The 24,573-nt window shown below is 64.0% G+C and carries 16 protein-coding genes; 9 read left to right on the top strand and 7 right to left on the bottom strand.

Features of this window, described 5'->3' with window-relative positions; translation table 11 throughout:
* Window positions 1–72: 72 nt before the first annotated feature.
* Together ACJRW5_RS06900 and ACJRW5_RS06895 are read right to left on the bottom strand one after the other, a co-directional pair.
* Window positions 73–1,401, bottom strand: a complete 1,329-nt coding sequence (locus tag ACJRW5_RS06900) for an ABC transporter substrate-binding protein (protein ID WP_179554284.1) — start codon at window positions 1,399–1,401, stop codon at window positions 73–75.
* Window positions 1,398–2,531: an ABC transporter ATP-binding protein gene (locus ACJRW5_RS06895; protein ID WP_484569789.1), complete on the bottom strand. Its 1,134-nt coding sequence runs from the start codon at window positions 2,529–2,531 to the stop codon at window positions 1,398–1,400. The genes ACJRW5_RS06900 and ACJRW5_RS06895 overlap by 4 nt, the downstream gene beginning before the upstream one ends.
* Window positions 2,532–3,015: 484 nt before the next feature.
* On the opposite strand from ACJRW5_RS06895, the gene ACJRW5_RS06890 reads away from it, so the two are divergent.
* Both ACJRW5_RS06890 and mnmC read left to right on the top strand, forming a co-directional pair.
* Window positions 3,016–3,705: a GntR family transcriptional regulator gene (locus ACJRW5_RS06890; protein ID WP_484569788.1), complete on the top strand. Its 690-nt coding sequence runs from the start codon at window positions 3,016–3,018 to the stop codon at window positions 3,703–3,705.
* 31 nt (window positions 3,706–3,736) lie between these two features.
* Window positions 3,737–5,698: a bifunctional tRNA (5-methylaminomethyl-2-thiouridine)(34)-methyltransferase MnmC2/FAD-dependent 5-carboxymethylaminomethyl-2-thiouridine(34) oxidoreductase MnmC1 gene (gene mnmC / locus ACJRW5_RS06885; RefSeq protein ID WP_484569787.1), complete on the top strand. Its 1,962-nt coding sequence runs from the start codon at window positions 3,737–3,739 to the stop codon at window positions 5,696–5,698.
* A 5-nt stretch (window positions 5,699–5,703) separates the two neighbouring features.
* Here the strand turns inward: mnmC and ACJRW5_RS06880 are convergent, their stop codons facing one another.
* Window positions 5,704–6,597, bottom strand: coding sequence for a DMT family transporter (locus ACJRW5_RS06880; RefSeq protein ID WP_484569786.1), 894 nt, complete (start codon window positions 6,595–6,597; stop codon window positions 5,704–5,706).
* A 149-nt stretch (window positions 6,598–6,746) separates the two neighbouring features.
* On the opposite strand from ACJRW5_RS06880, the gene ACJRW5_RS06875 reads away from it, so the two are divergent.
* The 4 genes from ACJRW5_RS06875 (at window position 6,747) to ACJRW5_RS06860 (ending at window position 11,994) form a co-directional block, all read left to right on the top strand.
* Window positions 6,747–8,660 (top strand): UvrD-helicase domain-containing protein, encoded by a 1,914-nt coding sequence (locus tag ACJRW5_RS06875; RefSeq protein WP_484569785.1) that lies wholly within the window; start codon window positions 6,747–6,749, stop codon window positions 8,658–8,660.
* A 19-nt stretch (window positions 8,661–8,679) separates the two neighbouring features.
* Window positions 8,680–9,576 carry a LysR family transcriptional regulator gene (locus ACJRW5_RS06870; RefSeq protein ID WP_484569784.1) on the top strand — a complete coding sequence of 299 codons (897 nt, stop codon included), beginning with the start codon at window positions 8,680–8,682 and terminating at the stop codon, window positions 9,574–9,576.
* 105 nt (window positions 9,577–9,681) lie between these two features.
* Window positions 9,682–10,797: an alkene reductase gene (locus tag ACJRW5_RS06865; RefSeq protein WP_484569783.1), complete on the top strand. Its 1,116-nt coding sequence runs from the start codon at window positions 9,682–9,684 to the stop codon at window positions 10,795–10,797.
* Window positions 10,798–10,806: 9 nt separating this feature from the next.
* Window positions 10,807–11,994 carry an MFS transporter gene (locus tag ACJRW5_RS06860; protein WP_484569782.1) on the top strand — a complete coding sequence of 396 codons (1,188 nt, stop codon included), beginning with the start codon at window positions 10,807–10,809 and terminating at the stop codon, window positions 11,992–11,994.
* A gap of 204 nt (window positions 11,995–12,198) precedes the next feature.
* Here the strand turns inward: ACJRW5_RS06860 and ACJRW5_RS06855 are convergent, their stop codons facing one another.
* From ACJRW5_RS06855 to bglX, 4 genes are all read right to left on the bottom strand, one after another.
* Window positions 12,199–12,729 carry a cytochrome b gene (locus ACJRW5_RS06855; protein ID WP_484569781.1) on the bottom strand — a complete coding sequence of 177 codons (531 nt, stop codon included), beginning with the start codon at window positions 12,727–12,729 and terminating at the stop codon, window positions 12,199–12,201.
* A gap of 256 nt (window positions 12,730–12,985) precedes the next feature.
* Window positions 12,986–15,532 carry a glucans biosynthesis glucosyltransferase MdoH gene (gene mdoH / locus ACJRW5_RS06850; RefSeq protein ID WP_484569780.1) on the bottom strand — a complete coding sequence of 849 codons (2,547 nt, stop codon included), beginning with the start codon at window positions 15,530–15,532 and terminating at the stop codon, window positions 12,986–12,988.
* On the bottom strand, window positions 15,525–17,060 hold the full coding sequence (locus ACJRW5_RS06845) for a glucan biosynthesis protein G (protein ID WP_484569930.1): 1,536 nt from the start codon (window positions 17,058–17,060) through the stop codon (window positions 15,525–15,527). Before ACJRW5_RS06845 ends, mdoH begins: the two co-directional genes overlap by 8 nt.
* A 260-nt stretch (window positions 17,061–17,320) precedes the next feature.
* Window positions 17,321–19,615 carry a beta-glucosidase BglX gene (gene bglX, locus ACJRW5_RS06840; RefSeq protein WP_484569779.1) on the bottom strand — a complete coding sequence of 765 codons (2,295 nt, stop codon included), beginning with the start codon at window positions 19,613–19,615 and terminating at the stop codon, window positions 17,321–17,323.
* Between the two features lie 216 nt (window positions 19,616–19,831).
* Here bglX and ACJRW5_RS06835 point away from each other — a divergent pair, with 216 nt between their 5' ends.
* From ACJRW5_RS06835 to ACJRW5_RS06825, 3 genes are all read left to right on the top strand, one after another.
* On the top strand, window positions 19,832–20,710 hold the full coding sequence (locus tag ACJRW5_RS06835) for a helix-turn-helix domain-containing protein (RefSeq protein WP_484569778.1): 879 nt from the start codon (window positions 19,832–19,834) through the stop codon (window positions 20,708–20,710).
* A 68-nt stretch (window positions 20,711–20,778) separates the two neighbouring features.
* Window positions 20,779–21,816 (top strand): GlxA family transcriptional regulator, encoded by a 1,038-nt coding sequence (locus ACJRW5_RS06830; RefSeq protein ID WP_484569777.1) that lies wholly within the window; start codon window positions 20,779–20,781, stop codon window positions 21,814–21,816.
* Window positions 21,817–21,939: 123 nt separating this feature from the next.
* Window positions 21,940–24,567, top strand: coding sequence for a DEAD/DEAH box helicase (locus ACJRW5_RS06825; protein WP_484569776.1), 2,628 nt, complete (start codon window positions 21,940–21,942; stop codon window positions 24,565–24,567).
* Window positions 24,568–24,573: the final 6 nt, after the last annotated feature.

Raw genomic sequence — 24,573 nt, 5'->3', positions numbered from 1 at the left:
CCGCTCAATAGAAGTGCCTGTACGACTCGCAGCAGGAGCCGGCGAGCCAGCTCCTGCTTGCATCAACGATGCTCAGGAGACGATGAATTCGTTCCACTTGCGGATCATGTGCCGGTTCTCATCCATCACCGAGTTCCAGCAGGCGACACTGCCCATGCGTTGTTCATAGGAACCACCGTCGCGTACCGCGCCGGCCTTCTCCATCACCTTGCCGTCAGGGCTGAGAATGTCACCCTGGGCAGCCTTGCCCTCCATCCAGAAGCCCCACTCGTCAGCGCTCATGTAGGCCTTCGAGGTTTCCGGTGCAGCACTGTAGTAACCCTGACGGTTGAGATAGGCACCGACCCAGCCGGACAGGTACCAGTCGATATATTCGTAGGCTGCGTCCAGCTCCAGACCGGACAGGTGCTTGGCCAGACCGATGCCGCCACCCCAGGCGCGGTATCCCTCCTGCAGCGGCTGATAGACGCACTCGATGCCGCGGCTACGCACCGCAGCCACGGCTGGCGACCACATCGACTGGATCACCACCTCACCGGAAGCCATCAGGTTCACCGACTCGTCGAAGCTCTTCCAGAATGCACGGAACTGGCCGTCCTTCTTCGCCTGCATGAGGATGGCGATGGTCTTGTCGATCTCCGCCTGGGTCATGTTGCCCTTGTCGCCATACTGGATCTCGCCCATCGACTCGCAGATCATCGCGGCGTCCATGATGCCGATGGAGGGGATGTTGAGAATCGACGTCTTGCCCTTGAAGGCCGGGTCCATGATGTCGCGCCAGTTGCTGATCGGCCGGCCGACCAGGTCAGGGCGAATGCCCAGCGTATCGGCGTTGTAGATGGTCGGTACCAGGGTCATCCAGTGCGTCGGCTCACTGGCGAATTTCACCGAGTCAGCGCCCTCGACAAAGCCTACCGTATGCGGCGCCGTTCCCTGGGCGATCACCGAATCGGGGGTCAGCTTGCCGGTGATGAACAGCTGGGAAATCTTGTCGAAGTTCTTCAGCCGTCGCGTATCCATCGCCTGCATGGTGCCGGAGGGAAAGACTTTCTTGGCAATCCAGTACTCGATATCGGCGATATCGAAAGAGCGAGGCTGGGTCACAGCCCGCTGCGCTACGGCGTCGGAATCGAGGGCCGTCAGTTGCAGCGTGATGCCCAGGTCCTCCTTGGCCTTCTGCGCGATGTCGTTGAGGTTGGAAACCCCGGTACCGAACTGACGCAAGGTGACATTCTTGATGTTCTGAGCCCAGATCATCGGGAAACCGGTAATGGCTCCGGAACCGACCGCCAGCGCCGACGCGGCCCCGAAACCCTTGATCAGGTTGCGCCGGGACAGGCCGCCTGCAGTTGCTGCCGGCTGTTCTTCTACTTGTGGGGTGCTGTCATCGTGATCGCTCATGGCTGAATCTCCTTGGTCGGATGGGCGTACTCGGGTGAGAACAGATTCAAATGCTGCGCGGACCAGCCCAGGCACACCTCGGCACCGACCTGCGGCAGGTACTGCTGACGGTCGGCCAGGTAGACCATCAGCGATGCGCCGCTGGCCGCCTGACACTCGACATAGATGAAAGCGCCCTGGAACTCGACATCGCTGATGCGCACCGGCAACACGAATCGCCCGGCATCGGCAGGCGTGTCGAGTGGCAGGATGTCGAGGTGATCGCAGCGCACCGAAAAAGCCACCGCGGTGCCTGGCTGCAGATCATGCGAGGCAAGCTGCGCAGCCTCCAGACTGCCCCGCCCTGCCCCCTCGACGCTGAGCGCAATGCGGCCGTCGACCTGCTCACCGAGCTCACCGCGCATCAGGCTGTGCCCCCCGATGAACTGAGCCACAAAAGGCGTCGCCGGCTTTTCGAACAGTTGGCGCGGAGGGGCGACCTGCTGAATCCGGCCACCATCCATGACCACAGCCAGATCAGCCAGGGCGAAGGCTTCTTCCTGCGAGTGGGTGACGTGAATGAAGGTCAGCCCCAGGCGTTTCTGAATCGCCTTGAGCTCCTTGCGCATGCGAATACGCAAGAACGGATCGAGCGCGGACAGGGGTTCGTCGAGCAGCACCACATCGGGCTGGGTGATCAGTGCCCGGGCCAACGCCACCCTCTGCTGCTGGCCGCCGGACAGCTGTGCGGGATAGCTGCTCTCGTAGTCCTGCATGTTCACCAAGGCCAGCAACTCGCTGGCCCGCGCATGCCTCTGGGCTTTCGCCACCCCGGCGATACGCAGGCCAAAGGCGACGTTATCCAGACAACTCATGTGCGGGAACAGCGCATAGTTCTGGAACATCATCGCCGTGCCGCGCTGGGTCGGCGAAAAATCGGTGACGTTGCGGTTATCCATGAGGATGTCGCCGTCACTGACATCCTCATGGCCGGCAAGCATGCGCAAGGTGGTGCTCTTGCCGCAGCCACTGGGACCAAGCAGACAGCAGTAGCTGCCGCTGGGGATCTTCAAGTTGATGTCACTGACGGCTACACGGCTACCGTATGCCTTATGTACCGCCACCAGCTCGACCAGCCCTTTTCCTGACATTGCCAACATCCATTTTGCTAACAATTTTAAAATCAGTGTTAGCAACCGATGTGCCAGAAAACTGCCTGAATCATCTTCCTGACCGAACGATCAGAAGCAATTTTCTTGCAAAGCAAAGCCTTGCCAAATCAGGTGGTGGTAGATGAACAAGTGCATCAAAAAGTAACGCGTCTACCCCTTACCGACGTGTGCACCCTATCGGCGCAGTTCAGGCCAGAACGCACCAACTCCCGGCGCAAAAAATAGTATTTGCGAAAAAATTGTTAACAATTAGTCTAGTGTTGCACCACAGATCAACTGTCGGTCGGACGGCTTTTCGTAGGGTGTGCCGTGCGCACCAGGCAAGTACTGCGGTCTTCGCGGTGCGCGCAGCGCACCCTACCCAAAAGCACCCGAGCACATGCCGACATGTGCTCCGTGTTATGACACTAGTAAGACGTTCCTGATACGGGACTTTTCCGTATCTGCAGTCGAGGTGAACCGCATGGCCAGCCATGTCACAAGGGAAATCCAGCGCATCTACGGCGCCATTTACGACGCCATCGTCGAGCAACGCCTGCCACCGGGTACGCGTCTGACCGAGTTGAATCTGGTAGAGGTGTTCGGCGCCAACCGTAACCACATCCGCAGCGCGCTACGTGAGCTGGCCCACCTCAAGCTTGTGCGCCTGGAAATGAACCGGGGTGCCTTCGTCGAAGAACCCACCCCGGAACAGGCGCGAGAAGTATTCGCCGCGCGCCGGATAATCGAGAAGGCCCTCATCGAAGAGGCCGGCAGGCGCATGCGTCCCGCTGACCGCAAGGCGATTCGCGCTCATATTGAGGCGGAGCGCTCATTGGGCAACGATCCGGCCAAGCCCGAGTTCATTCGGCTCTCCGGTGAGTTTCACCGCCTGCTGGCGAAAATCGCCGGCAACCACACGCTGGGAGAAATGCTCGAAGTCCTGATCGCCCGCAGCTCGCTGATCATCGCCCTGTACGAGAACCACAACGGCATCCAGTGCTCGCACAACGAGCACGAGTCGCTTGCGCAAACGCTGCTGGCCGGTGAGACGGCCAAAGCCGTGGCGAGTATGGAAGAACACCTGCTCAATATCGAGCGCCGGCTTAACCTGACGCCTCCCGAGAATGGCGAAATCGACCTGTTCCAGGTGTTCGGCCGACATAACCGGTAGAATCGCCGCCTGCTCTGCCTGGAACCCCGCCATGCCCGATCTGCACAACGCCCAGCTCGACTGGGACGAACACGGCCAGCCGCTGTCACGCAGCTACGGCGACGTGTACTTCTCCCGCGCCAATGGCCTGGAAGAAACCCGCCACGTGTTCCTCGCCCACAACCGCATCGAGCAGCGCTGCCAGGCCCTGCCGGCCGGCGGCCGGCTGGTGATCGGCGAGACCGGTTTCGGCACCGGGCTGAACTTTCTCTGCGCCTGGCAGGCTTTCGCCGAACACGCCCCAGCCGATGCCCATTTGCACTTCGTCAGCGTCGAAAAATTCCCTCTCAGCCTCACCGACCTGCAGCGCGCCCTGGCCCTGTGGCCGGAACTGGCACCCTTCTCTGCACAACTGCTAGAGCAATACCGAGCGATGCATCCTGGCTTCCAGCGCCTGCTGCTCGATGGCGGCCGCGTGGTGCTGACGCTGATGATCGGCGATGTGCTGGAGTGCCTGCCGCAGCTCGATGCGCAGGTCGACGCCTGGTTTCTCGACGGCTTCGCCCCGGCGAAAAACCCGGAGATGTGGACCGACGCCCTGTTTGCTGAACTGGCGCGGCTGTCGGCACCCGGCGCCACCCTGGCCACCTTCACCAGCGCCGGCTTCGTCCGCCGTGGGCTGATTGCCGCCGGTTTCGCCATGGTTCGGGTCAAGGGTTTCGGCCACAAGCGCGAGATGCTGGCCGGGCCGTTCCAGGGGGCGCCGAGCGCGCGCGCGGTGCCCTGGTTCACCCGCCCCGCTCGGCCAAAAGGCGAGCGCCATGCCGTGGTGATCGGCGCCGGCCTGGCCGGTTGCGCCACGGCCTCCAGCCTGGCCGTACGCGGCTGGCGCGTGACCCTGCTGGAGCGTCATGACGACGTGGCCCGCGAGGCTTCCGGCAACCCGCAGGGCGTGCTCTACCTCAAGCTGTCGGCCCACGGTACGACACTGTCGCGCCTGATCGTCGCCGGTTTCGGCCATACCCGTCGCCTGCTCGAGCGCCTGCAAGGTGGCGTCGACTGGGAGGCCTGCGGTGTGCTGCAACTGGCCTTCGATGCCAAGGAAAGCCAGCGCCAGAGCAAACTGGCCAGCGCCTTCCCCAGCGACCTGCTGCATGCACTGAGCCAGGCGCAGGCCGAAGCGCGAGCCGGCGTCGCCCTGCCTGCTGGCGGCCTGTTCTACCCCGATGCCGGCTGGGTACATCCGCCAGCGCTGTGCCGACACCTGCTGCAGCATCCGTTGATCGAATTGCGCCCTTACCAGGAGGCGCTGGGCCTGCAACGCGATGACGAAAACTGGCGAATCACTGGCGAGAACGGCCTGCTGGCCGAAGCGCCGGTCGTGGTGCTGGCCTGCGCCGCCGAGATCGCCCGCCTGCTGCCCACCGCCAACCTGCCACTCAAACGCATCCGCGGGCAGATCAGCCGCCTGCCGGCAACTCAAGCCAGCAGCGAACTGCGCAACGTGGTCTGCGCCGAAGGCTACGTGGCACCCGCGCGTGGCGGCGAACACACCTTGGGCGCCAGCTTCGACTTCCACAGCGACGACCTCACGCCCAGCGTCAGCGAGCACGCCAGCAACCTGGAGCTGCTGCGGGAAATTTCTGCCGATCTTGGCGAACGTCTCGATCTGCACAAACTCGATCCGGCCACCCTCGAAGGCCGCGCCGCATTCCGCTGCACCAGCCCGGACTATCTGCCGCTGGTGGGCCCGTTGGCCGAGCAGGAAGCCTTCAACCAGGCCTACGCCGTGCTGGCCAGGGACGCCCGCCAGGTGCCGGATGCACCCTGCCCCTGGCTACCCGGCCTGTACATCAACAGCGGCCATGGCTCACGCGGGCTGATCACCGCACCGCTGTCGGGCGAGCTGATTGCCGCCTGGCTCGATGACGAGCCATTGCCAGTGCCGCGCGAGGTGGCCGAGGCCAGCCACCCCAATCGCTTCATGCTGCGCAAGCTGATTCGCGGCAATTAGGCCTGCTAAGCCCGGGCCGGTGCCAGCACCGGCTTGGGCTTGCGAAACACCAGGACGTTGCCCAGCATCACCAGGCCCAGACCGCACAGCGCAGGGGCCGTCCACTGGTAGCCCTCGACGAACACCGAGATGTTCAGCGCCACCACCGGGAACAGTACGGTGCAATAAGCCGCGCGTTCCGGCCCCATGCGCCCGACCAGGGTCAGATAGGCGGTGAAACCGATCACCGAGCCGGGAATCGCCAGGTACAGCAGCGAGCCGACATAGCGCAGGCTCCAGTCGAAGGCGAACGGCGTCCCACTGACCAGGCAGATCAGTACCAGCATCAGCGCGCCGTACAGCATGCCCCAGGCATTGGTCGTCAGCGGCTTGAGGCCGGCTTTCTGCTGCAGGCTGGAAAGCATGTTGCCGGCGGAGAAGAACAACGTGCCACAGAGCGCCAGAGCGATACCCAGCAGGCTTTCCCGAGTGGCCTCGTGGCCGACCAGTTCCGGCCAGAACAACAGCCCCAAGCCGGCCAGGCCAAGAGCGCCGCCCAACAGCACGTTACTGGCGATACGCTGCTTGAAGAACAATCGAGCATTGATCGCGTTCCACAGCGTGGCGGTGGAGAAGATCACCGCGATCAGACCGCTGGGAATCCACTGGCTGGCGGTGTAGAAGCACAGGAAATTGAGGCAGAACAGGCACAACCCCTGCACCATGCAGATGCCCTGACCGCGACGGTCGAGCGGCTGCAGGCGGCCACTGAACCAGAGCATGGCGAACAGCACCAGCGAGGCCAGGGCAAAGCGATAGGCGATGGACGCTGCAAGCGCCACCTCGCCGACCTGGAGTTTGATGGCGATCCAGGTGGTACCCCAAATCAATACGGTAAGCAGGTAGAGCGAAAGGTTCATCGGCTATCTCCCAAGACTGACTACAGTCTGGAAGCAGCGCAGGCCGGACGCTTGCACAAAGTTGCGCAATTATCGCTGCGCCATCACTGCCTGCCATCGCGCCTGGGGCTTTATCATGCTGCCTTTGCCAGCCGGATCCTTCTCACTGCATGTTCTCTGCCGTCGCACGCTACAAACAATTGCTGTCCAGCGCCCTTGCCCGCTGCTTCCCCCGCACCACCGCCTACCTGCGTGCCGAGCGTGAAGCCGCGCAACCACGCAAACCTGCACGCAAGCAAACCCGCAAGAAATCCGCAGCCAGCAAGAAGGCGACCACCAGCAAATCGGCCAAGAGCAAGCCCGGCCCTGTCGGCATTTACCCCGGCACCCGTCTGAAGATCGAGGACGCGCAGGTCCAGGCCATGCGCGAACAGGTGGCCCGCGCCGTCAGCGCCGGGCTGATCGGCGCGCCCTCGGACGAACAATGGGCGATGATTCTCTGCCGCACACCCCTGACGCGCATCTTCGCCGGTGCCGGCTCCGGCAAGTCGAGCACCTTGGTCCTGCGCGTGGTGTTCATGCTCTGCCACCTGCAGATCGACCCCAAGCGGCTGACGGTAATTTCCTTCACCAACGCCTCGTGCGGTGAACTGCGCGAGCGCCTGCAGCGCGTGCTCAGCTTCTGGCAATACCCGCAGGATGCCAGCCAATGCGTGCGCACCTTTCACGCGGCCATGGCCACGCTGGCCAAGGAGCAGCTGAGCCACCCGCGCTGGTTCGAGCAACTGGACGAGCCCGGCGAGGAGCCAGACAACCCGCTGACCGGCGGCCGCCTGCGGCCCGCGCAGCAGCGCCTGCTCAAGCAGGCGTACCAGAACGCCTATGCCGACGACGCCCGTTTTCGCGCCCTGACCCACCGCCTGCTCAAGCTGCCCGCCCCCGAGGAACCGGCAAAGGGCAAAGCCAAAGCGCCGCTGGATGCCTGCAAGTTGCCTGGGGAGTTCACCGCCCTGCCCTTGTTCGAACTGCTGCACGGGCAGATCGATTTCGCCGAAAGCTTAGGCATTCGCCTCGAGCGTCTGGACGTGAAAGCACTGGATTGCGCGCCGCGCGAGCGTGACTTCATCGCAGCCATGCAATGTTTCCAGCAGCACTTCGATGCCCTGCTGCACGGCCAGGGCCTGATCCGTTTCAACGCTGCCTTCGCGCAATTGAGCGATACCCTGAATGGCAGTGCTGGCAAACCCGGGCCTGCCCTGCTGGCCCTCAGCCACCTGCTGATCGACGAATTCCAGGACATCTCGCCGCAGATCGTGCTGTGGCTGCAGGCCGTGCACCGTCGCCTGCAGGGCGCGGGGGAGCGCATCAGCCTGATGGCCATCGGCGATGACTGGCAGTCGATCTACGGCTGGCGTGGCAGCTCGCCGGAGCTGTTCATCGATTTCGACCGGCACTTTCCCAGCCGTGGCCGTGGCAAGAGCAACACCCTGCTGCTGACCACCAACTACCGCAGCATCGAACCGGTGATCCGTGATGGCGAGAGGGTGCTGGCCGACGTACGCAGCAAGCAGGCCAAGACCTGCGTTGCGGCCCGGGCCATGCAACCGGGTGATCATGGCGTCAAGCTGATCCAGCGCTTCGACCTGGCCAGCGGTCTGCCGCGCCTGCTCGAAGACATTCGCGCGCAATGCGCCCATGTCGCCAGCCGCCCCGCAGCCGACCGCAACGCCGTGCTGCTGCTGAGCCGGCGTAACGAGCCGTTGCAGCAGGTCCGCGCGCAGCTGGGCAAACAATTGCCGGTCAGAACCATGACCATCCACCGCGCCAAGGGCCTGCAGGCCGAGGTGGCGATCATCCTCGATGACTGCCTGCCGGTGGAGAAACACCCGCTGCGCAATGCGCTCTACGCCCACTGCGGCTTCTTCGCCGGCAGCTACGATCAGGCCATGCAGGACGAGACCCGGCGCCTGGCCTACGTGGCCATCACCCGTGGCGTGAGTCGGGTGCTGTGGTACACGCGCAAAGCGCAGGGGGCCACGCAGTGCTTGGCAGCGAGCCGGCCAATCGCGCAAGCTGGCGACTGATTTCTCGCCAGGCGCGCTCATGGACAAATTGCTGGCTCTACGCACCTTCGTCGCTACCGTGCGCTGCGGTGGTTTTTCTGCCGCGGCGCGGCAACTGGGTCTGGCCACCTCATCGGTCACCCGTTCGGTCAACGCCCTGGAGCAGGAGCTGGGCTGCGTGCTGCTCAACCGCAACACGCGGCAGATCAGCGTCAGCGAAGCCGGGAGGGAGTACTTCGAACGCGCCCTGGCCATTCTCGAAGCCTTGGACGAAGCCGATGCGGCGGTGGCCGACAGTGACGACGAGGTGCGTGGCCGTCTCGCCGTCAGCGTGCCCGTGGAGTTCGCCCGTCGCCTGATCGCCCCGCGCCTGGGCGAGCTACTCGAGCGTCATCCGCAACTGGAGCTGACCCTGCGCGTCACCGACGAGGTCGTCGACCTGCTCAGTCAGCACATCGACCTCGCCCTGCGCCTGGGCTCGTCGATCACCAGTGACGATGTAGTCAGCCAGCGAGTCGGCAGCTTCCGTCGCTGGCTGGTGGCAAGCCCGCAATACCTGGCGCGCACCCCGGCCATCGAACACCCTGATGCCCTGCAAACTCATGCCTGCCTGCAGTTCGACTACGGCAGCCCGACCCGTTACTGGCGCTTCGAGCAGAACGGCGAGTTGCTGCAGGTACCGGTTGGAGGCCGCTTGCTGAGCAACAACGCCGACATTCTGCGTCAGGCCGCCCTGGCCAGTCAGGGCGTAGCCCTGCTGGCCGACTGGCTGGTACGCGAGGATGTTGCCAAGGGTCAGCTGCTGCGCCTGCTGCCCGAATACGAAGTCGCTCCAGGCCCACACGACGGCGCCATCCATATGCTGTATCTGCCCAACCATCGTGGTTCGAAACGCATCGCGGCGTTCTCGGCATTCCTGCAAACAGTGTTGGAGTGAGCCGTTGCACGGTGCGCAAAGCAGCGTTGCCGGCGCGGTGGATTATCCTCGCGGCGCCTCGTCCCTAACCTTGAGTCTCCCGGCCAAACCACTACGGAGACTCCAATGGCCCCTTCCCTGTTCGACCCCATCAGCCTCGGCGACCTGCAACTGCCCCATCGTGTGGTCATGGCGCCGCTGACCCGTTCGCGTGCCGTACAGCCCGGTAATGTGCCAAACGCGCTGAATGCCGAGTACTACCGTCAACGCGCCAGTGCCGCGCTGATCATCAGCGAAGCCACGCAAATTTCCCGTCAGGCCCAGGGCTACGCCTGGACGCCGGGCATTCACAGCCGTGAGCAGATCGCCGGCTGGCGGCTGGTCAGCGAGGCCGTGCACCAGGCCGGCGGGCGCATGTTTCTGCAGCTGTGGCATGTCGGCCGTGTGTCCCATCCCAGCCTGCAGCCTGGCGGTGCGCTGCCAGTCGCGCCCAGTGCTTTGCCGGTACCTGGCCAGACCTTTATCGAAGACGCCAACGGTCAGGGCATCTGGAGCGACATCCCGGTGCCGCATGAGCTGAGCGTCGACGAAATCTGCGACATAGTCGCCGACTACCGTCAGGCCGCACGCAACGCCATGGACGCGGGCATGGATGGCGTGGAGATCCACGCCGGCAACGGCTACCTGCTCGACCAGTTCATCAACTCCCACAGCAACCAGCGGCGCGACGGCTACGGCCAGAGCATCGGCAACCGGGCCCGCTTCCTGCTGGAAGTGGTCAAAGCGGTATGCGAGGAAATCGGTGAGCAGAAAGTGGCCGTGAGGCTAACACCCATGGGTCGCTTCATGGGCATGGGCGACGACACCCCGGCAGCCACCTTCGGCTACATCGTCAGCGAACTGAACCGGTGGAAACTGGCCTACCTGCATCTGGTCGAACCAGCCATCGTCGGTAACCAGCAGGATGAAAACAGCAATCCGGCCTGGGATCGCATCATCCGTCAGCTGCGCCGTAGCTGGAGCGGCGTGCTGATCCTGGCCGGCGGCTACGACCTGCACAGTGCACGCCGCGCCCTGGCAGAGGGCCGCGCCGACCTGATCGCCTTCGGCCGGCTATTCATCGCCAACCCGGACCTGCCACTGCGCCTGCACCAGCAAAGCCGCCTGAACCACCCGGACAGCAGCAGCTTCTTCGGCGGCGGCGCTGCCGGCTACACCGACTATCCAGCCTTGAACGCCTGAGACATCATCATGACCAGTCAGACCTCCTCGCTCACCCACGAATCACCAGCGCTGTCACAGACGCTGGTCCTGCTGTTCGCCCTGTGCTGTGGCGCCATCGTCGCCAACCTCTACTATGCCCAGCCGATCATCGAACTGATCGCCCCGGATGTCGGCCTCAGCGCCGAACGGGCCAGCCTGATCGTCTCGCTGACGCAGATCGGCTACGCCCTGGGCCTGCTGTTTCTGGTGCCCCTGGCCGACCTGCTGGAAAGTCGCCGACTGATGCTGCTCACCACTGCAGCAGCCCTGCTCTGCCTGCTGGCAGCCGCGTTCGCCAGCCAGCCTGACCTGTTCCTGGGCCTGGCGCTGCTGATCGGGCTGAGTTCGGTGTCGGTGCAGATGCTGATCCCACTGGCCGCCAATCTGGCGCCAGAGGCCAGCCGTGGCCGGGTGGTGGGCAATATCATGAGCGGCTTGCTGCTCGGCATCCTGCTCGCAAGGCCGCTGGCCAGCCTGGTGGCCGGGGAATTCGGCTGGCGCGCGGTGTTTCTGATGGCTGCCGGACTGATGCTGCTGATCACCGTGGTGATCGCCAGCACCATTCCGCGCCATGCCCCCAGCCACCGCGCCAGCTATGCACAACTGCTGCTCTCGCTCGCCCACCTGCTGCGCCGCTACCCCACCTTGCGCCGCCGTGCGCTGTACCAGGGGCTGATGTTCGCCAGCTTCAGCCTGTTCTGGACGGCCGCACCACTGGAGCTGGCCCGCCACCTGGGCCTGAGCCAGCAGGATATCGCCCTGTTCGCCCTGGCCGGCGCCATCGGTGCCGTGGCAGCGCCTATCGCCGGGCGTCTGGCCGATGCCGGGCACACCTACCGGGCCAGCCTGATCGCGCTGCTGCTCGCCCCGCTGGCCTTCGCCCCCAATCTGCTGAGCCACGGCCTGGGCTGGGCCGGTCTGGTGCTCACCGCCATCGTTCTCGACTTCGCCGTGCAAATGAGCATGGTCCTCGGCCAACGCACCATCTATGCCCTGGAGCCGCAGAGTCGTGCCCGTCTCAACGCGCTGTACATGACCAGCATCTTCGTCGGCGGCGCCATCGGCTCGGCCCTGGCCAGCCCGATCTACGAGCAGTTCGGCTGGGCAGGCACGGCGCTGCTGGCTGGCGGCCTGCCTCTGGTGGCGTTGCTGATATTCATCGGCAAGGAGGCGTGAGCCATTTTCTGCAGGCAACAAAAAACCCGCCGAAGCGGGTCTCTTCCAACCATCCGACATCCTGTCGGTAGCCATCATGGCTTGGTCATCATCCTTGATCCTCAGCGATCCGTTGCTGCAGGGGATGTGTGTAGATTAGGGATTCACCTCGGGCGGCAACAGCAGCTGTTGCCGCCTCAGCGTGTAAGACATTTGCCATAGCGTTCAGGAAGAACGCCCGATCATCCGTCCCAGGACATCGACATCGCCCTGGCGGCGGTGCACGAAAGCCATGCCAATGTGACCGACAATCATCACCAGCAGCAGCCAGCCGAGATTACCGTGCAACAGACTGGCCGGGGCAATCATCCACTCGATCTTGTCTCCTTCAAAACCGCTCATGATGGTCATGCCGAAGGCCTCGAAGGCGCGCCCCGATCCATATTGGCGCAGCAGGGCGAGCAGCGGGATCAGCAGCATCAGGCCGTAGAGCGCCAGATGGCCGAGCATCGCCGGAACACTGAGCGAGGCCGGCCGACGACCGCGGTTGCTCAGCGCCCAGATCAGGCGAATCACTACTAGCACCATCAGCAGCAACCCCACCGCCTTGTGCGTACCGCCGACGATGCTTTCAAGAAAGTGCCCCTCGGGCACGATCACCGTGAGGTATTGCCACACCAGCAGCGCAGCCATGGCCCAGTGCAGCAACCGCGAGACAGCGCCGTAACGCTGCGCGGAGTCTTGGAGGTTCGACATATCAGGTTCCCTGTCAGGTTAAATGAGTGACGCAGCCTCATAAGGCCTGCCTTGTGCGCACGCGGCAAAACGTTATCGGCAACTGCGACAGGAAGGCACGGCACGGTTCCGCGCGCTTCGCTTGTTGGAGAGTCAAGGCTCTGTTTCGGGCCTTTCAGACCATACCGGGGGTATATGGTGCCTGCCGCAAGGCCGCTGTGGGGAGGTCTGGGTGTAAGCAAGTGTGTCGCCGAACAAGCGACACACTTGCTGGCCCTCAAGCGCCGCGCAGGCGGTCGCGGGCCTCACGCCAGCTGTGGTGCTGCGGCTCCTGCCAGATGCGGGCATGCAGACGCGCCATGCCGTCAGGATCATTGAGCAGGCGCCAGCGAGTGGCTTCGACATGCCCCTCGGGACCGGCTTCGAGGATTTCCTCGATGCGCTCGTCACGCAGCGCTTCGGCAGCCGGAACCACCTTGGCATGACGGGCACGCGCCATTGCACAGACCAGAGCGTTGTAGAGCGGATCGACCACCGCACGCAGGAAGCCCTGGCGCAATGCCCGCGAGCTGTTCAACTGCTCGTACTCGGCAGTGTTGCTCAGCTCGCGCGGCACCTTGTGCTCCTCAGGAATCAGGAACAGCTTGCTGCGGCGCGCAGCCAGGCCCGGCGCCGTGCGGCTGGTCAGCACCGATACCGCCGGCGAGAGGATCAGCGACACCACGATCGGCGCCAGCCACCAGAGAAAGTCCGGGTTGAGCCAGCCGACCAGCGCCGTCCAGCCGAGGCCGAGCAGCACCTGCGAGCCGTGACGACGAAACGCCTCGCTCCAGGGCGTGGAGTCGTCGACGCGCTGCGGCGAGTTCCACTGCACCGACCAGCCGAGAAAGGCCGCGGTCACGAACAAGCTGTGGAACAGCATGCGCACCGGCGCCAGCAGCACCGAACAACCAGCCTCGAGCAGCATCGACAGCAGCACACGCACGCGCCCGCCATAGGCTTCAGCGCCCTGAATCCAGATCAGCAACACGCTGAGCAGCTTGGGCAGGAACAGCAGGGTCATGGTCGCCGAGAACAGCGCTACCGCCTCTTGCGGCTGCCAGCGCGGCCACAAGGGGTAGAGCTGGTTCGGTTGCAGGAAGTACTCCGGCACCATCAGCGTATGAATCGCCAGCAGACAGGTGGACAGCACCAGGAACAGCAGCCAGAGCGGCGCCGACAGGTAGGACATGACCCCGGTGAGGAACACCACGCGGTGCACCGCGTGCATGCCACGCACCAGGAAAAGGCGGAAGTTCATCAGGTTGCCGTGACACCAGCGGCGGTCACGCTTGAGCTCGTCGAGCAGGTTCGGCGGCAACTCCTCGTAACTGCCCGGCAGGTCGTAGGCGATCCACACGCCCCAGCCGGCACGGCGCATCAGCGCGGCTTCGACGAAGTCGTGGGAGAGAATCGCCCCGGCAAAAGCCCCGGTACCCGGCAGAGGCGCCAGTGCGCAGTGCTCGATGAAGGGTTTGACGCGGATGATCGCGTTGTGCCCCCAGTAGTGCGACTCGCCGAGTTGCCAGAAGTTGAGGCCGGCGGTGAACAGCGGCCCATAGACGCTGGTGGCGAACTGTTGCAGGCGCGCGTAGAGGGTGTCCATACCGGAAGCCTTGGGCGCCGTCTGGATAATGCCCGCACCGGGGTTGGCCTCCATCAGGCGCACCAGGCTGGTCAGGCAGTCGCCGCTCATCACGCTGTCGGCATCGAGCACCACCATGTAGCGGTAGTTGCTGCCCCAGCGCCGGCAGAAGTCGTCGATGTTGCCGCTCTTGCGCTTGACCCGGCGCCGGCGACGGCGATAGAAGATGCGCCCGAAGCCTTCCACTTCGCGGCACAGTTCCATCCAGGCCTGCTGCTCGGCGACGCAGATGTCCGGATCGTTGCTGTCGCTGAGCACGAAGAAGTCGAAATGCTCCAGTTGCCCGGTGGTTTTCAGCGACTCGAAGGTTGCTCGCAGGCCGGCGAACACCCGCGGTACGTGCTCGTTGGCGATAGGCATGACCAGCGCGGTGCGCGCCTTCGGCGAGATCGGATCGTTACCACAGGCGGTGGCCGAGATGCTGTAGCGATCACGCCCCCTGAGCAACTGAAAGAAGCCCATGAGGGCGGTCCAGAAGCCCATCGAGACCCAACAGAACAGCAGCGCGAACAGTGCCAGGATGCTGGTCTGCACCACGTACGGCAGGATCTGCCGCGCCGACTCGCGCAACGGCTGCTCGAACACCAGGCCCAGGTCGACCAGCGACCAACCCTGATAAGGCAGCACCGACTTCATGTACCAAGTCGCGACCACGGTCTGCACCAGCATCAGCACCAGCAAGGCGGCGCGGCGCATCGACGCCACATGGCGCCAGCGCGCCTCGGTGAAGTCCTCGGTTTCACGGGTACGCGGGCGAGGCGCCGGCTTTTCGCCCTTCAGGCGTCGCCAGCCACGATCGAGGATGTTGGTCTGCCAGGGCTCCGGCACGATGCGCGTGCGTTTGATCGGCGGGGTCGACTCGATGGTCGGTCGGCCCTGATGATCGTCGACGATGCGGCAGCCGCGCTCGAGCGCGTCCGGCCAGCCCATTTCCAGGCGCGCCGGGACCGACTCGAGCAGCTCGCGCGTTTCTTCGTACGACTCGGTGGCACTCGCCTCGGGCGTCTGCAGCGCGCGATGCAGGGTGGCCAGATCACCACCCTCCTCCAGGCGATGAGCCAAGTCCTGCTGCCGCTGCTGGTCGAGCGGCAGTTCCTCCAGATAATCCTGGATCAGCGTATCGTCGAGGGAGTTATTCATGGGAAGGCAGCTGATAGCTCCAGGTTTCCGACAGGGGCTTGCCGTCCTGAATCAGGGCGGCACGCATTTCCACCGGCTGCGCCGGGTCCTTGACCATGATCCGCAGAGTCAGGCGCCAGCCCTTGTTCACCGGGTTGTAACGCAGGTTCTTCTCAACGATGTCGGCATTGCCGTCGACGCTGATCTGCGGTTCGATGGCCGCATCCTCGGGAAGCTCGGCGAGCACCGGGCCGGCGAAGTCCACCACCAAAGCAGTGCTGCCGTCAGGTTGGCGAATCAGGTTGGCCTGCTTCACGTCACCTTCGGAAAGTCGGGTCTGGGTGACCATGGCCAGTTGCGGGTCATGCAGCTTGGCATCGTCGCGGCTGAAGTGTAGACGGTAGTGCACGTCCAGCGCCTCGCCGGGAGCGGGCTGGTTCTCGGGGCGCCAGAGGGCGACGATGTTGTCGTTGGTTTCATCCGGCGTGGGAATTTCCACCAGCTCGACATGCCCAGGGCCCCAGTCGCCAACGGTTTCCACCCAGCCGCTCGGACGGCGCTCGTAACGGTCATCGAGATCCTGGTACTGACCGAAATCGCGATTGCGCTGCATCAGCCCGAAACCACGCGGATTGTCGATGCGATAGCTGCTGACGTTGAGACGCTGCGGGTTGTTCAACGGACGCCACAGCCACTCGCCGTTACCGGCAGCGATAGCCAGACCGTCGGAGTCATGCAACTCGGGGCGGTAGTTGTGACGCGGCGAAGGCTGGTTGGCACCGAACAGGTACATGCTGGTCAGTGGCGCGATGCCCAGTTTCTCCACCGGCTCGCGCAGGTAGACCTTGGCCTGCACGTCGAGCACGCTGTCGCGGCCCGGGTCGATCTCCATGCGGTAGGCACCGGTGGCACGCGGCGAATCCAGCAGCGCATAGAACAGCAGCGTGCCACGATCGGATTGCGGCTTCTCGATCCAGAACTCGGTGAAACGCGGGAACTCCTCGCCCGATGGCAACGCGGTGTCGATGGCCAGGCCACGCGCCGACAGGCCGAACACCTGGCCCTTGCCGACGATGCGGAAATAGCTGGCGCCCAGCACGCTCATCACCTCGTCGTGACGGCCCGCCTCGTTGAGTTCATGAACTACCTTGAAGCCAGCAAAACCAAGATCCTTGAGATCCTCAGGTTTCAGATCGAGGTCGGCGAAGTCGAACATCGCCGGGTCATACTTGATCTCGCGTGTTCCCTCGGCGGTCACTTCGTTTAGCTTGACCGGCACATCGAAATGCATGCCCTGATGGAAGAAGTACAGCTGGAACGGCGTCTTGCCATCGTTCCAGTAGGCCTTGTCCTCACGAAAGCGCACCTTCTGGTAGCCGGCGAACGGCAATTCACGCAACGATGCGGGCAAGCGGCTCTGCGGCGCGCTGTACTTCTCGGCAGCCAGGGCCTTGGCCTTGACCGCGACATCGTCCAGTTCGAAAGCCCAGCTCTGGGCGGCGAACAACAGAGGGAGCACACAGAAGGCCAGCTTGCCGGCCTTGCCCATACGGGCTCCAGAACAACGACTCATCGACACACAGCCTCCAGGGCAACACGTACTGACAAGCAGCGGCCAGCCCACGGGCGACCGCTACGGATAGTTGAAAACAGGCGAATGAGATAACGACAGCGCGAGCGCGATACGGACGACCAACCGAACGGTGACGCCTCCGCATGCGCGGATTCTTTCTGCGCATTATTACCAGATCGTGAAGTCCGGCACAGGTGCTCGCGCGAGTATATTTTCCGCCTCCTTGGGCCACCCCTTCATTGGTGTGGCAACAGTTCGAAACGCGCCTCCTGCACGCTCTCCGAATCCAGCCCCAGCTGGACACGGAAGGCACCTGGCTCGCTGACTTGCTGCAGGCTGGCATCGAAGAAACGCAGCATGCTTTCATCGATCTCGAAGCTCAGTTCGCGTGCCTCGCCTGCCTCAAGCTTGACCCTGCGAAAATCCTTGAGTTCCTTCACCGGACGGATCACCGAGGCGGCCTCGTCATGCAGGTACAACTGCACGACAGTCGCACCCGCCCGTGGCCCGGTGTTTTTCAGCGTTGTGCTGACGCGAATCTTTTCACCGGCCAGCATGCGCTCGGCGGAGAGTTTGGGCTTCGCCAGCTGAAACTCGCTGTAGCTCAGGCCGTAACCGAATGGATAGAGCGGGCCGTTGGGCTCTTCGAAGTATTGCGACGTGTAGTTGCCTGGTGTGCCGGGCGTATAAGGGCGGCCCAGACGCAAATGGTTGTAGTAGGTCGGGATCTGCCCAACCGAGCGTGGAAAGCTGATCGGCAGCTTGCCCGCCGGATTGTGCTCACCGAACAACACATCGGCGATGGCATTGCCGCCTTCGATACCGCTGTACCAGGTTTCCAGCATCGCATCGGCGTTGTCCTTCTCCCAGCTCAGCGCCAGCGGCCGGCCATTCATCAGCACCAGCACCAGCGGCTTGCCGGTCGCCTTCAGCGCGCGCAGCAGCGCTTGCTGGCTGTCCGGCAGGTCCAGGCGCGTACGGCTGGACGACTCGTGGCTCATACCCCGCGCTTCACCGACCGCGGCGACGATGACATCGGCCTGATTTGCCACGCGCACGGCCTCCTCCAGCAGCGCCTGGGGTGTGCGCTTGTCCGGCACGACCTCTGGGCGATCCCAGTTGAGCTGGTTGAGGTAATCGATCACATGGGCATCGTCGGTGACATTGGCGCCCAGCGCGTAGAGCAGTTTGCCCTGTCCTTCGAGCGCCGCTTCCATGCCCTTGCGCAACGTCACCGCCTGCTCGGCCACTCCGACCGCCGACCAGCTGCCGAGCATGTCCACCGGCGAGTCGGCCAGCGGACCGATCAGGGCGACGGTGGTTTTCTTGCTCAGCGGCAGGGTATCGCCGTGGTTTTCCAGCAGCACCAGCGAGTCGCGTGCCATGGCCCGCGCATCGGCACGGTGCAGACGGCTCTCGGCGTTGACGTCGGCAGGATCATCCTCGGCCCGGCCGATACGGCGGAACGGATCATGGAACAGGCCCAGATCGTACTTGGTGTTGAGCACGTGAGTGACCGCCTCATCCAGCACGCTCTGCGGCACCGCGCCGCTGCGCACCAGGTCTGGCAGTTCCTTATCGTAGAGGGTGTCGGCCATGCTCATGCCAACGCCCGCACTGATGGCCAGGCGCGCCGCCTCGCGACCATCGCTGGCCACGCCGTGACGCAACAGTTCGGTGATCGCGCCGTGGTCGCTCAGCGCCACGCCCTTGAAACCCCAGTCACGACGCAACAGGTCGCGCAGCAGCCAGGTGTTGACCGAGGCCGGCACGCCGTTGATGGCGTTCAAAGCCACCATCACCCCGCCCGCGCCAGCATCGATGGCCGCGCGATACGGCGGCAGGTAATCCTGGTACATGCGCATCGGGCTCATGTCGACCACGTTGTAGTCGCGCCCGCCTTCCACCGCGCCATACAGGGCAAAGTGTTTGACACTGGCCATGATCCGTTGCGGGTCACTGGGATCATCGCCCTGATAGCCGCGCACCATGGCCGCGGCGATACGCGAGACCAGATAAGGGTCTTCACCGAAGCCCTCGGAGGTACGCCCCCAGCGGGGATCGCGGGAGATATCGACGGTCGGCGCGAAGGTCATGTCGAGGCCGTCGGCGCTGGCCTCCAGCGCAGCGATCCGCGCGCTGTTCTCGATCGCCGGGATGTCCCAGCTAGAGGCCAGGCCCAGACCGATGGGAAAGGTAGTGCGATGGCCATGAATGATGTCGTAGGCGAAGAATACCGGGATGCCCAGGCGGCTACGCAGCGCTGCCTCCTGCATCGGCCGGTTCTCCGGGCGCACCACCGAGTTGAAGGTGGCGCCGATGCGACCGGCCGCCATCTCCTCGCGGATGCGCTCGCGCGGCATGTCGCCGCCGATGCTGATCAGGCGCAGCTGGCCAACCTTTTCCTCCAGGGTCATGCGCTTGACGAGATCGTCGATGAAGACTGACTTGTCATCGATGGAGGGGGCAGCAGCCAACAGGCTGGGAGAGATCAACAAGGAGGCAAGAGCGAACTGGCGCAGGTATTTCATCGAGAATGGCATCCGGGATGCGAATCATTGTTGGAATGGTCGCCACGATACTCCGAGTCCCTGCGTCGCGCCGTGGGTTGACGCAAATAAATCAGGCACCCGTCAAAAGCGCTCCAGAGATTACGACCCCGAATTTGCGCAAACTTGCGCATTTTTTTCGTCGCGGCTGGTTTTGCCGGTCAGCAGGCGTAGCATGGCTGCATTCGGGAGAGAACGATGGCGCAATTCGAACATCTGCAGGTATTCCAGAGCATGAGCAGCTCGCCCAACGCGCAGCTGCATGCCATGGCCGAACTGGGCAATGGCCTGTCCGTGGCACGCTGGAGCAATGCCCATGATGCGCGTGACTACCTCGCCCCCAGCCATCACACCCTGTCGTGCTACCTGGCCGGCGGCACCGGCACCTTCCGCCGCGAGCAACCTGGCCACAGGGGCGCGCCGGACAAGCTGTGCATTCTACCCGCCGAGCATGAGTCCGCCTGGATCATCAACGGCGAAATCCAGCTCGCGCACCTGTATATCGAGCAGGAACGCTTCGCCCTCGGTGCCGTCGCCCTGCTCGACCGCGAGCCACGCAGCCTGCAACTGCAAGAGGCGACCTTTCTCGAAGATGCCGAGCAGGCCAGCCGCTTTCGCCAGCTCTGCCAGCTCGACTGGCAGGAGCCGGGCGAACGCCTGCTGGCCAGCAGTCTCGCGCATGAGCTGCTCGACCATGCCCTGCTGCATCAGGTTGGCCTGCGCCAGGGGCTGCACCTGAAAGGCGGACTGGCGCCGGTGGTACGTCGGCGCGTGCGTGACTACATCGAGCAGAACCTCTGCGAACCGCTTTCACTGGATCTTCTGGCCGGGCTCTGCAGCCTCTCGGCCTATCATTTCGCGCGCATGTTCCAGAGCAGCTTCGGCTTGCCGCCCCACCGCTACGTGCTGGCACGCCGTCTCGCGCTGGCCTGCCACCTGCTCAGAAGCACCCGCCAGAGCCTGTCGGAAGTGGCGCTGGCCTGTGGCTTTGCCAGCGCCAGCCACTTCAGCAACCGTTTCCGTCAGGCCCTCGGCGACACACCCAGTCGCTATCGTCAGGCTTTCGAACGAACCTGATCCGCCGACTGCAGGTATAGTGCTCGACATAAGAGAGAGGTACCGCACGGTGCCTGCACAAGAGCATGATGAGGTCGCGATTGGTTACCAGAAGACAGTTCAGCGAGGCCATGCAGGGTCAGAACGTGCGTTTCATCGGCGACAAGGCCGAAACGTCACAGCGTTCGCGCGTCGGTTTCATGCTGCTCGAGCACTTCTCTCTGCCAGCCTTCACCCAGGCACTCGACACGCTGATCACGGCCAATCTCATTCGCAAAGGGGCCTTTGACACACGAACCTTCAGCCTCGATGGCGGTTCGGTCACCAGTGACCTGGGCCTGGTCATCTGTCCCGACGCGTCACTGACCAGCGAGCGCTTCGCGGAGCTGGACCTGTTGGTCCTGTGCGGCGGCCTGCGCACGCCGCTCCTGGAAATGCCGGCACTCGGTCAGTTGCTGAAACAGGCGCAGCACAAGGGCATCGCCCTGGCCGGATTGTGGAACGGCGCCTGGTTTCTCGCCCGCGCCGGCGTGCTCGATGGCTACCGCTGCACCATTCACCCGGAACATCGCGCGGCCCTGGCCGAGATCGCCAAGGACAGCCAGGTCACCAGCGAAAGCTACATCGTCGACCGCGACCGGCTCACCGCAGCCAGCCCCACCGGCGCCTTCAACATGGTGCTGGAGTGGATCAACCAGCGTTATGGACGCAGCCTGGTCGATGCCGTGGTCGACATCCTGGCCTTCGAAGAATCGCGCTACCGCCGGGCACGACCTGCACTGCACGAGAAGATGAGCGAGCCGTTGCGCGAGGTGATCAACCTCATGGCGGCGAACATCGAAGAGCCATTGACCGTCGCTCAGCTCGCCCAATACGCCGGCCGTTCACCGCGGCAGATCGAACGGCTGTTCCAGGAGCAGCTCGGCACTACACCGCTGCGTTACTACATGGAGCTGCGCATCACCGAGAGCCGGCGTTTGCTGCAACACTCCGAACTGCCGATCGTGGATGTCGGCCTGGCCTGCGGCTTCGTTTCCCCCAGCCACTTCAGCAAGTGCTACGCCTCTTTCTACGGCTATCCGCCATCGAAGGAACAGCGCTACGGTTGCGTCAGGGCAAGAAAGTAGGCCGCAGCAGGCACAAGCCGACCGTGGGCCTGCGCAAGCCGGTTCGCCTGTGCGAAAATCGATCCCTTTGCATCATCACGGCCGGCTCATGCGTCAAACCTTTTCCCGCTTGGGGCTCTGCTGATGCCCCTCGATATCCATCACTTGCGTCAGGAAGACTGGCGCTCCGAGTTCGGTGCCGGTGACCTGCGCCGCGGCATCGCCTACGCCGAGGAAAAGCGCAGCAAGCTGCTCAGCCTCAAGGATCACAGCATCCTGGCGAACTGCCGGGGCTCAGGCCAGACCTACCAGCAGCGCATTACCCTGCACCCCTACGGGCGCAAATGGAGCGTGACCGGCCACTGCAGTTGTCCGGTCGGCTTCAATTGCAAGCACGTGGTCGCTGCCCTGCTCGCTCTGGAGGCCCTGCAGAAGGACGGCGCCGACCTGTCCGAGCTGATCGTGCCGAGCAAGGAAGTCGCCGAGCAGCGCCTGGAAGGCGTCGAGCCGCGCCCTGTACTGACGCTTGGCAGCCACGTGCGCGTGCACTTCGATGCACGCAAGGGGCGCATGCTGGAACAGACCCAGCACCGTGCTGCACTGGCCTTCGATTACGCCGGGCATCTGGCTTTCGGCAAACCGGCCAAGGATCTGGTCAAGCGCCTCAGCGCCGAGTTGAATCTGCGCGTCATCCGCGACGCCGGCGCCGAAGCCCTGCTGCGCAAGCGCCTGGAGCAAACCGGCCTGCAGGTGGCGTTGCGCCAGAGCGATGCCCTGCCGGTAGAGGCAGGCGAACCCTTCGAGCTGGAAGGTGAACGCGACTGGCTTGGATTCGTGCAGAACCAACTGCCGCAACTGCGCGCCCAAGGCTGGCAGATCATCATGCGCCCGGATTTCCAGTACAACCTGGCCGAGGTCGATGACTGGTACGCCGAAGTCGAGGAGGACCCGCAGCAGAACTGGTTCGACCTGGAGCTCGGTATCGAGGTGGACGGCCAGCGTCTGAGTCTGCTGCCAATCCTACTGCAGGCCATCCGCCGCACGCCCTGGCTGCTGACCCCCGAGGCGCTGGCCCAGCGCACGGACGAGGATCGTCTGCTGGTCAATCTGCCGCAGGGTGGCAAGCGCATCGCCCTGCCCTTCGCGCGCCTCAAACCACTGCTGGCGACGCTCGGCGAGCTGTACTTTCGCGATCCGGCCGAGGATCACCTGCCGCTGCGCCTGGGCCGCGCCGACGCTGCGCGACTGGCGGAACTGGCGCATGACCCTGCCCTCAGTTGGCAGGGCGGCGAAGCACTACGCGGTTTCGCCCAGCGCCTGCAACAGCTCAGGGTCAGAGAAGTTGCGGCACCGCCAGGCTTGCAGGCCGAACTGCGCCCCTACCAACTGCAGGGGCTGAACTGGATGCAGACCCTCGCCGAATTGCGCGTGGGTGGCGTGCTGGCCGATGACATGGGCCTGGGCAAGACGCTGCAGACACTGGCCCATATTCTCTGCGAGAAGCAGGCCGGACGCCTCGACAGGCCCGCGCTGATCGTCATGCCCACCAGCCTGATTCCCAACTGGCAGGACGAAGCCGCCCGCTTCACTCCGCAGTTACGGGTACTGGCCCTGCATGGCAACAAGCGCAAGGCGCTGTTCGAGGAAATCGCCGCGCACGACCTGATCCTCACCACCTACGCCTTGCTGCCGCGCGACCTCAAGGCGCTGAACCAGCAACGCTATCGCCTGCTGATTCTCGACGAAGCGCAGAACATCAAGAACCCGCGCAGCAAGGCCGCCACTGCCGCAGCCCTGGTGCAGGCCGATTTGCGCCTGTGCCTGACCGGCACACCGCTGGAGAATCACCTGGGCGAGCTGTGGTCACTGTTCCACTTTCTCATGCCCGGCTGGCTGGGTGACGCCAAGGCCTTTACCCGCGACTACCGTACCCCCATCGAGAAGCGTGGCGATGCCCAGCGTCTGGCCCACCTGAGTGGACGCATTCGCCCATTCATGTTGCGCCGCACCAAGGAGCAGGTCGCCAGCGAATTGCCGCCGAAAACCGAGATCACCCATTGGGTCGAGATGACTCAGTTGCAGCGTGACCGCTACGAAACCCTGCGCCTGGCCATGGACCAGAAGGTGCGCGACGAAATCGCCCGCCAGGGCCTGGCCCGCAGTCATATCGTCATTCTCGAAGCCCTGCTGCGCCTGCGCCAGAGTTGCTGCGACCTGCGCCTGCTCGGCGAGGACGGCGGCGAACTGAGCGCCAGTGACTCGGGCAAGCTCAGCGCCCTGCTGGAAATGCTCGCGGCACTGGTGGAAGAAGGCCGGCGTGTGCTGCTGTTCTCCCAGTTCACCTCGATGCTGGCGCTGATCGAACAGGAACTGCTGGCGCGCAAGATCGCCTACGCCAAGCTGACCGGCAGCACCCAGGACCGGCGCACCCCGGTGCAACGCTTCCAGGCCGGCGAGTTTCCGGTGTTCCTGATCAGCCTCAAGGCCGGCGGCAGCGGTCTGAACCTTACCGCGGCCGACACCGTGATTCACTTCGACCCCTGGTGGAACCCGGCTGCCGAAGCCCAGGCCAGCGATCGTGCCTACCGTATCGGCCAGGACAAGCCGGTGTTCGTTTACAAGCTGATCGCTCGCGGCAGTGTCGAAGAGAAGATTCAGCAACTACAGCAAGCCAAGGCCAACCTGGCCGAAGGCGTTCTGGGTAACGGCGGCCAGGGTCAATGGCAGTTAGACGAAGCGGATCTGGCCGCGCTGTTCGCCCCATTACAGTAGAGGATG

The sequence above is a fragment of the Pseudomonas pichavaramensis genome, from assembly GCF_050473265.1.
GTDB lineage: Bacteria > Pseudomonadota > Gammaproteobacteria > Pseudomonadales > Pseudomonadaceae > Aquipseudomonas.
This window is presented reverse-complemented; position numbering and strand designations above follow the sequence as displayed.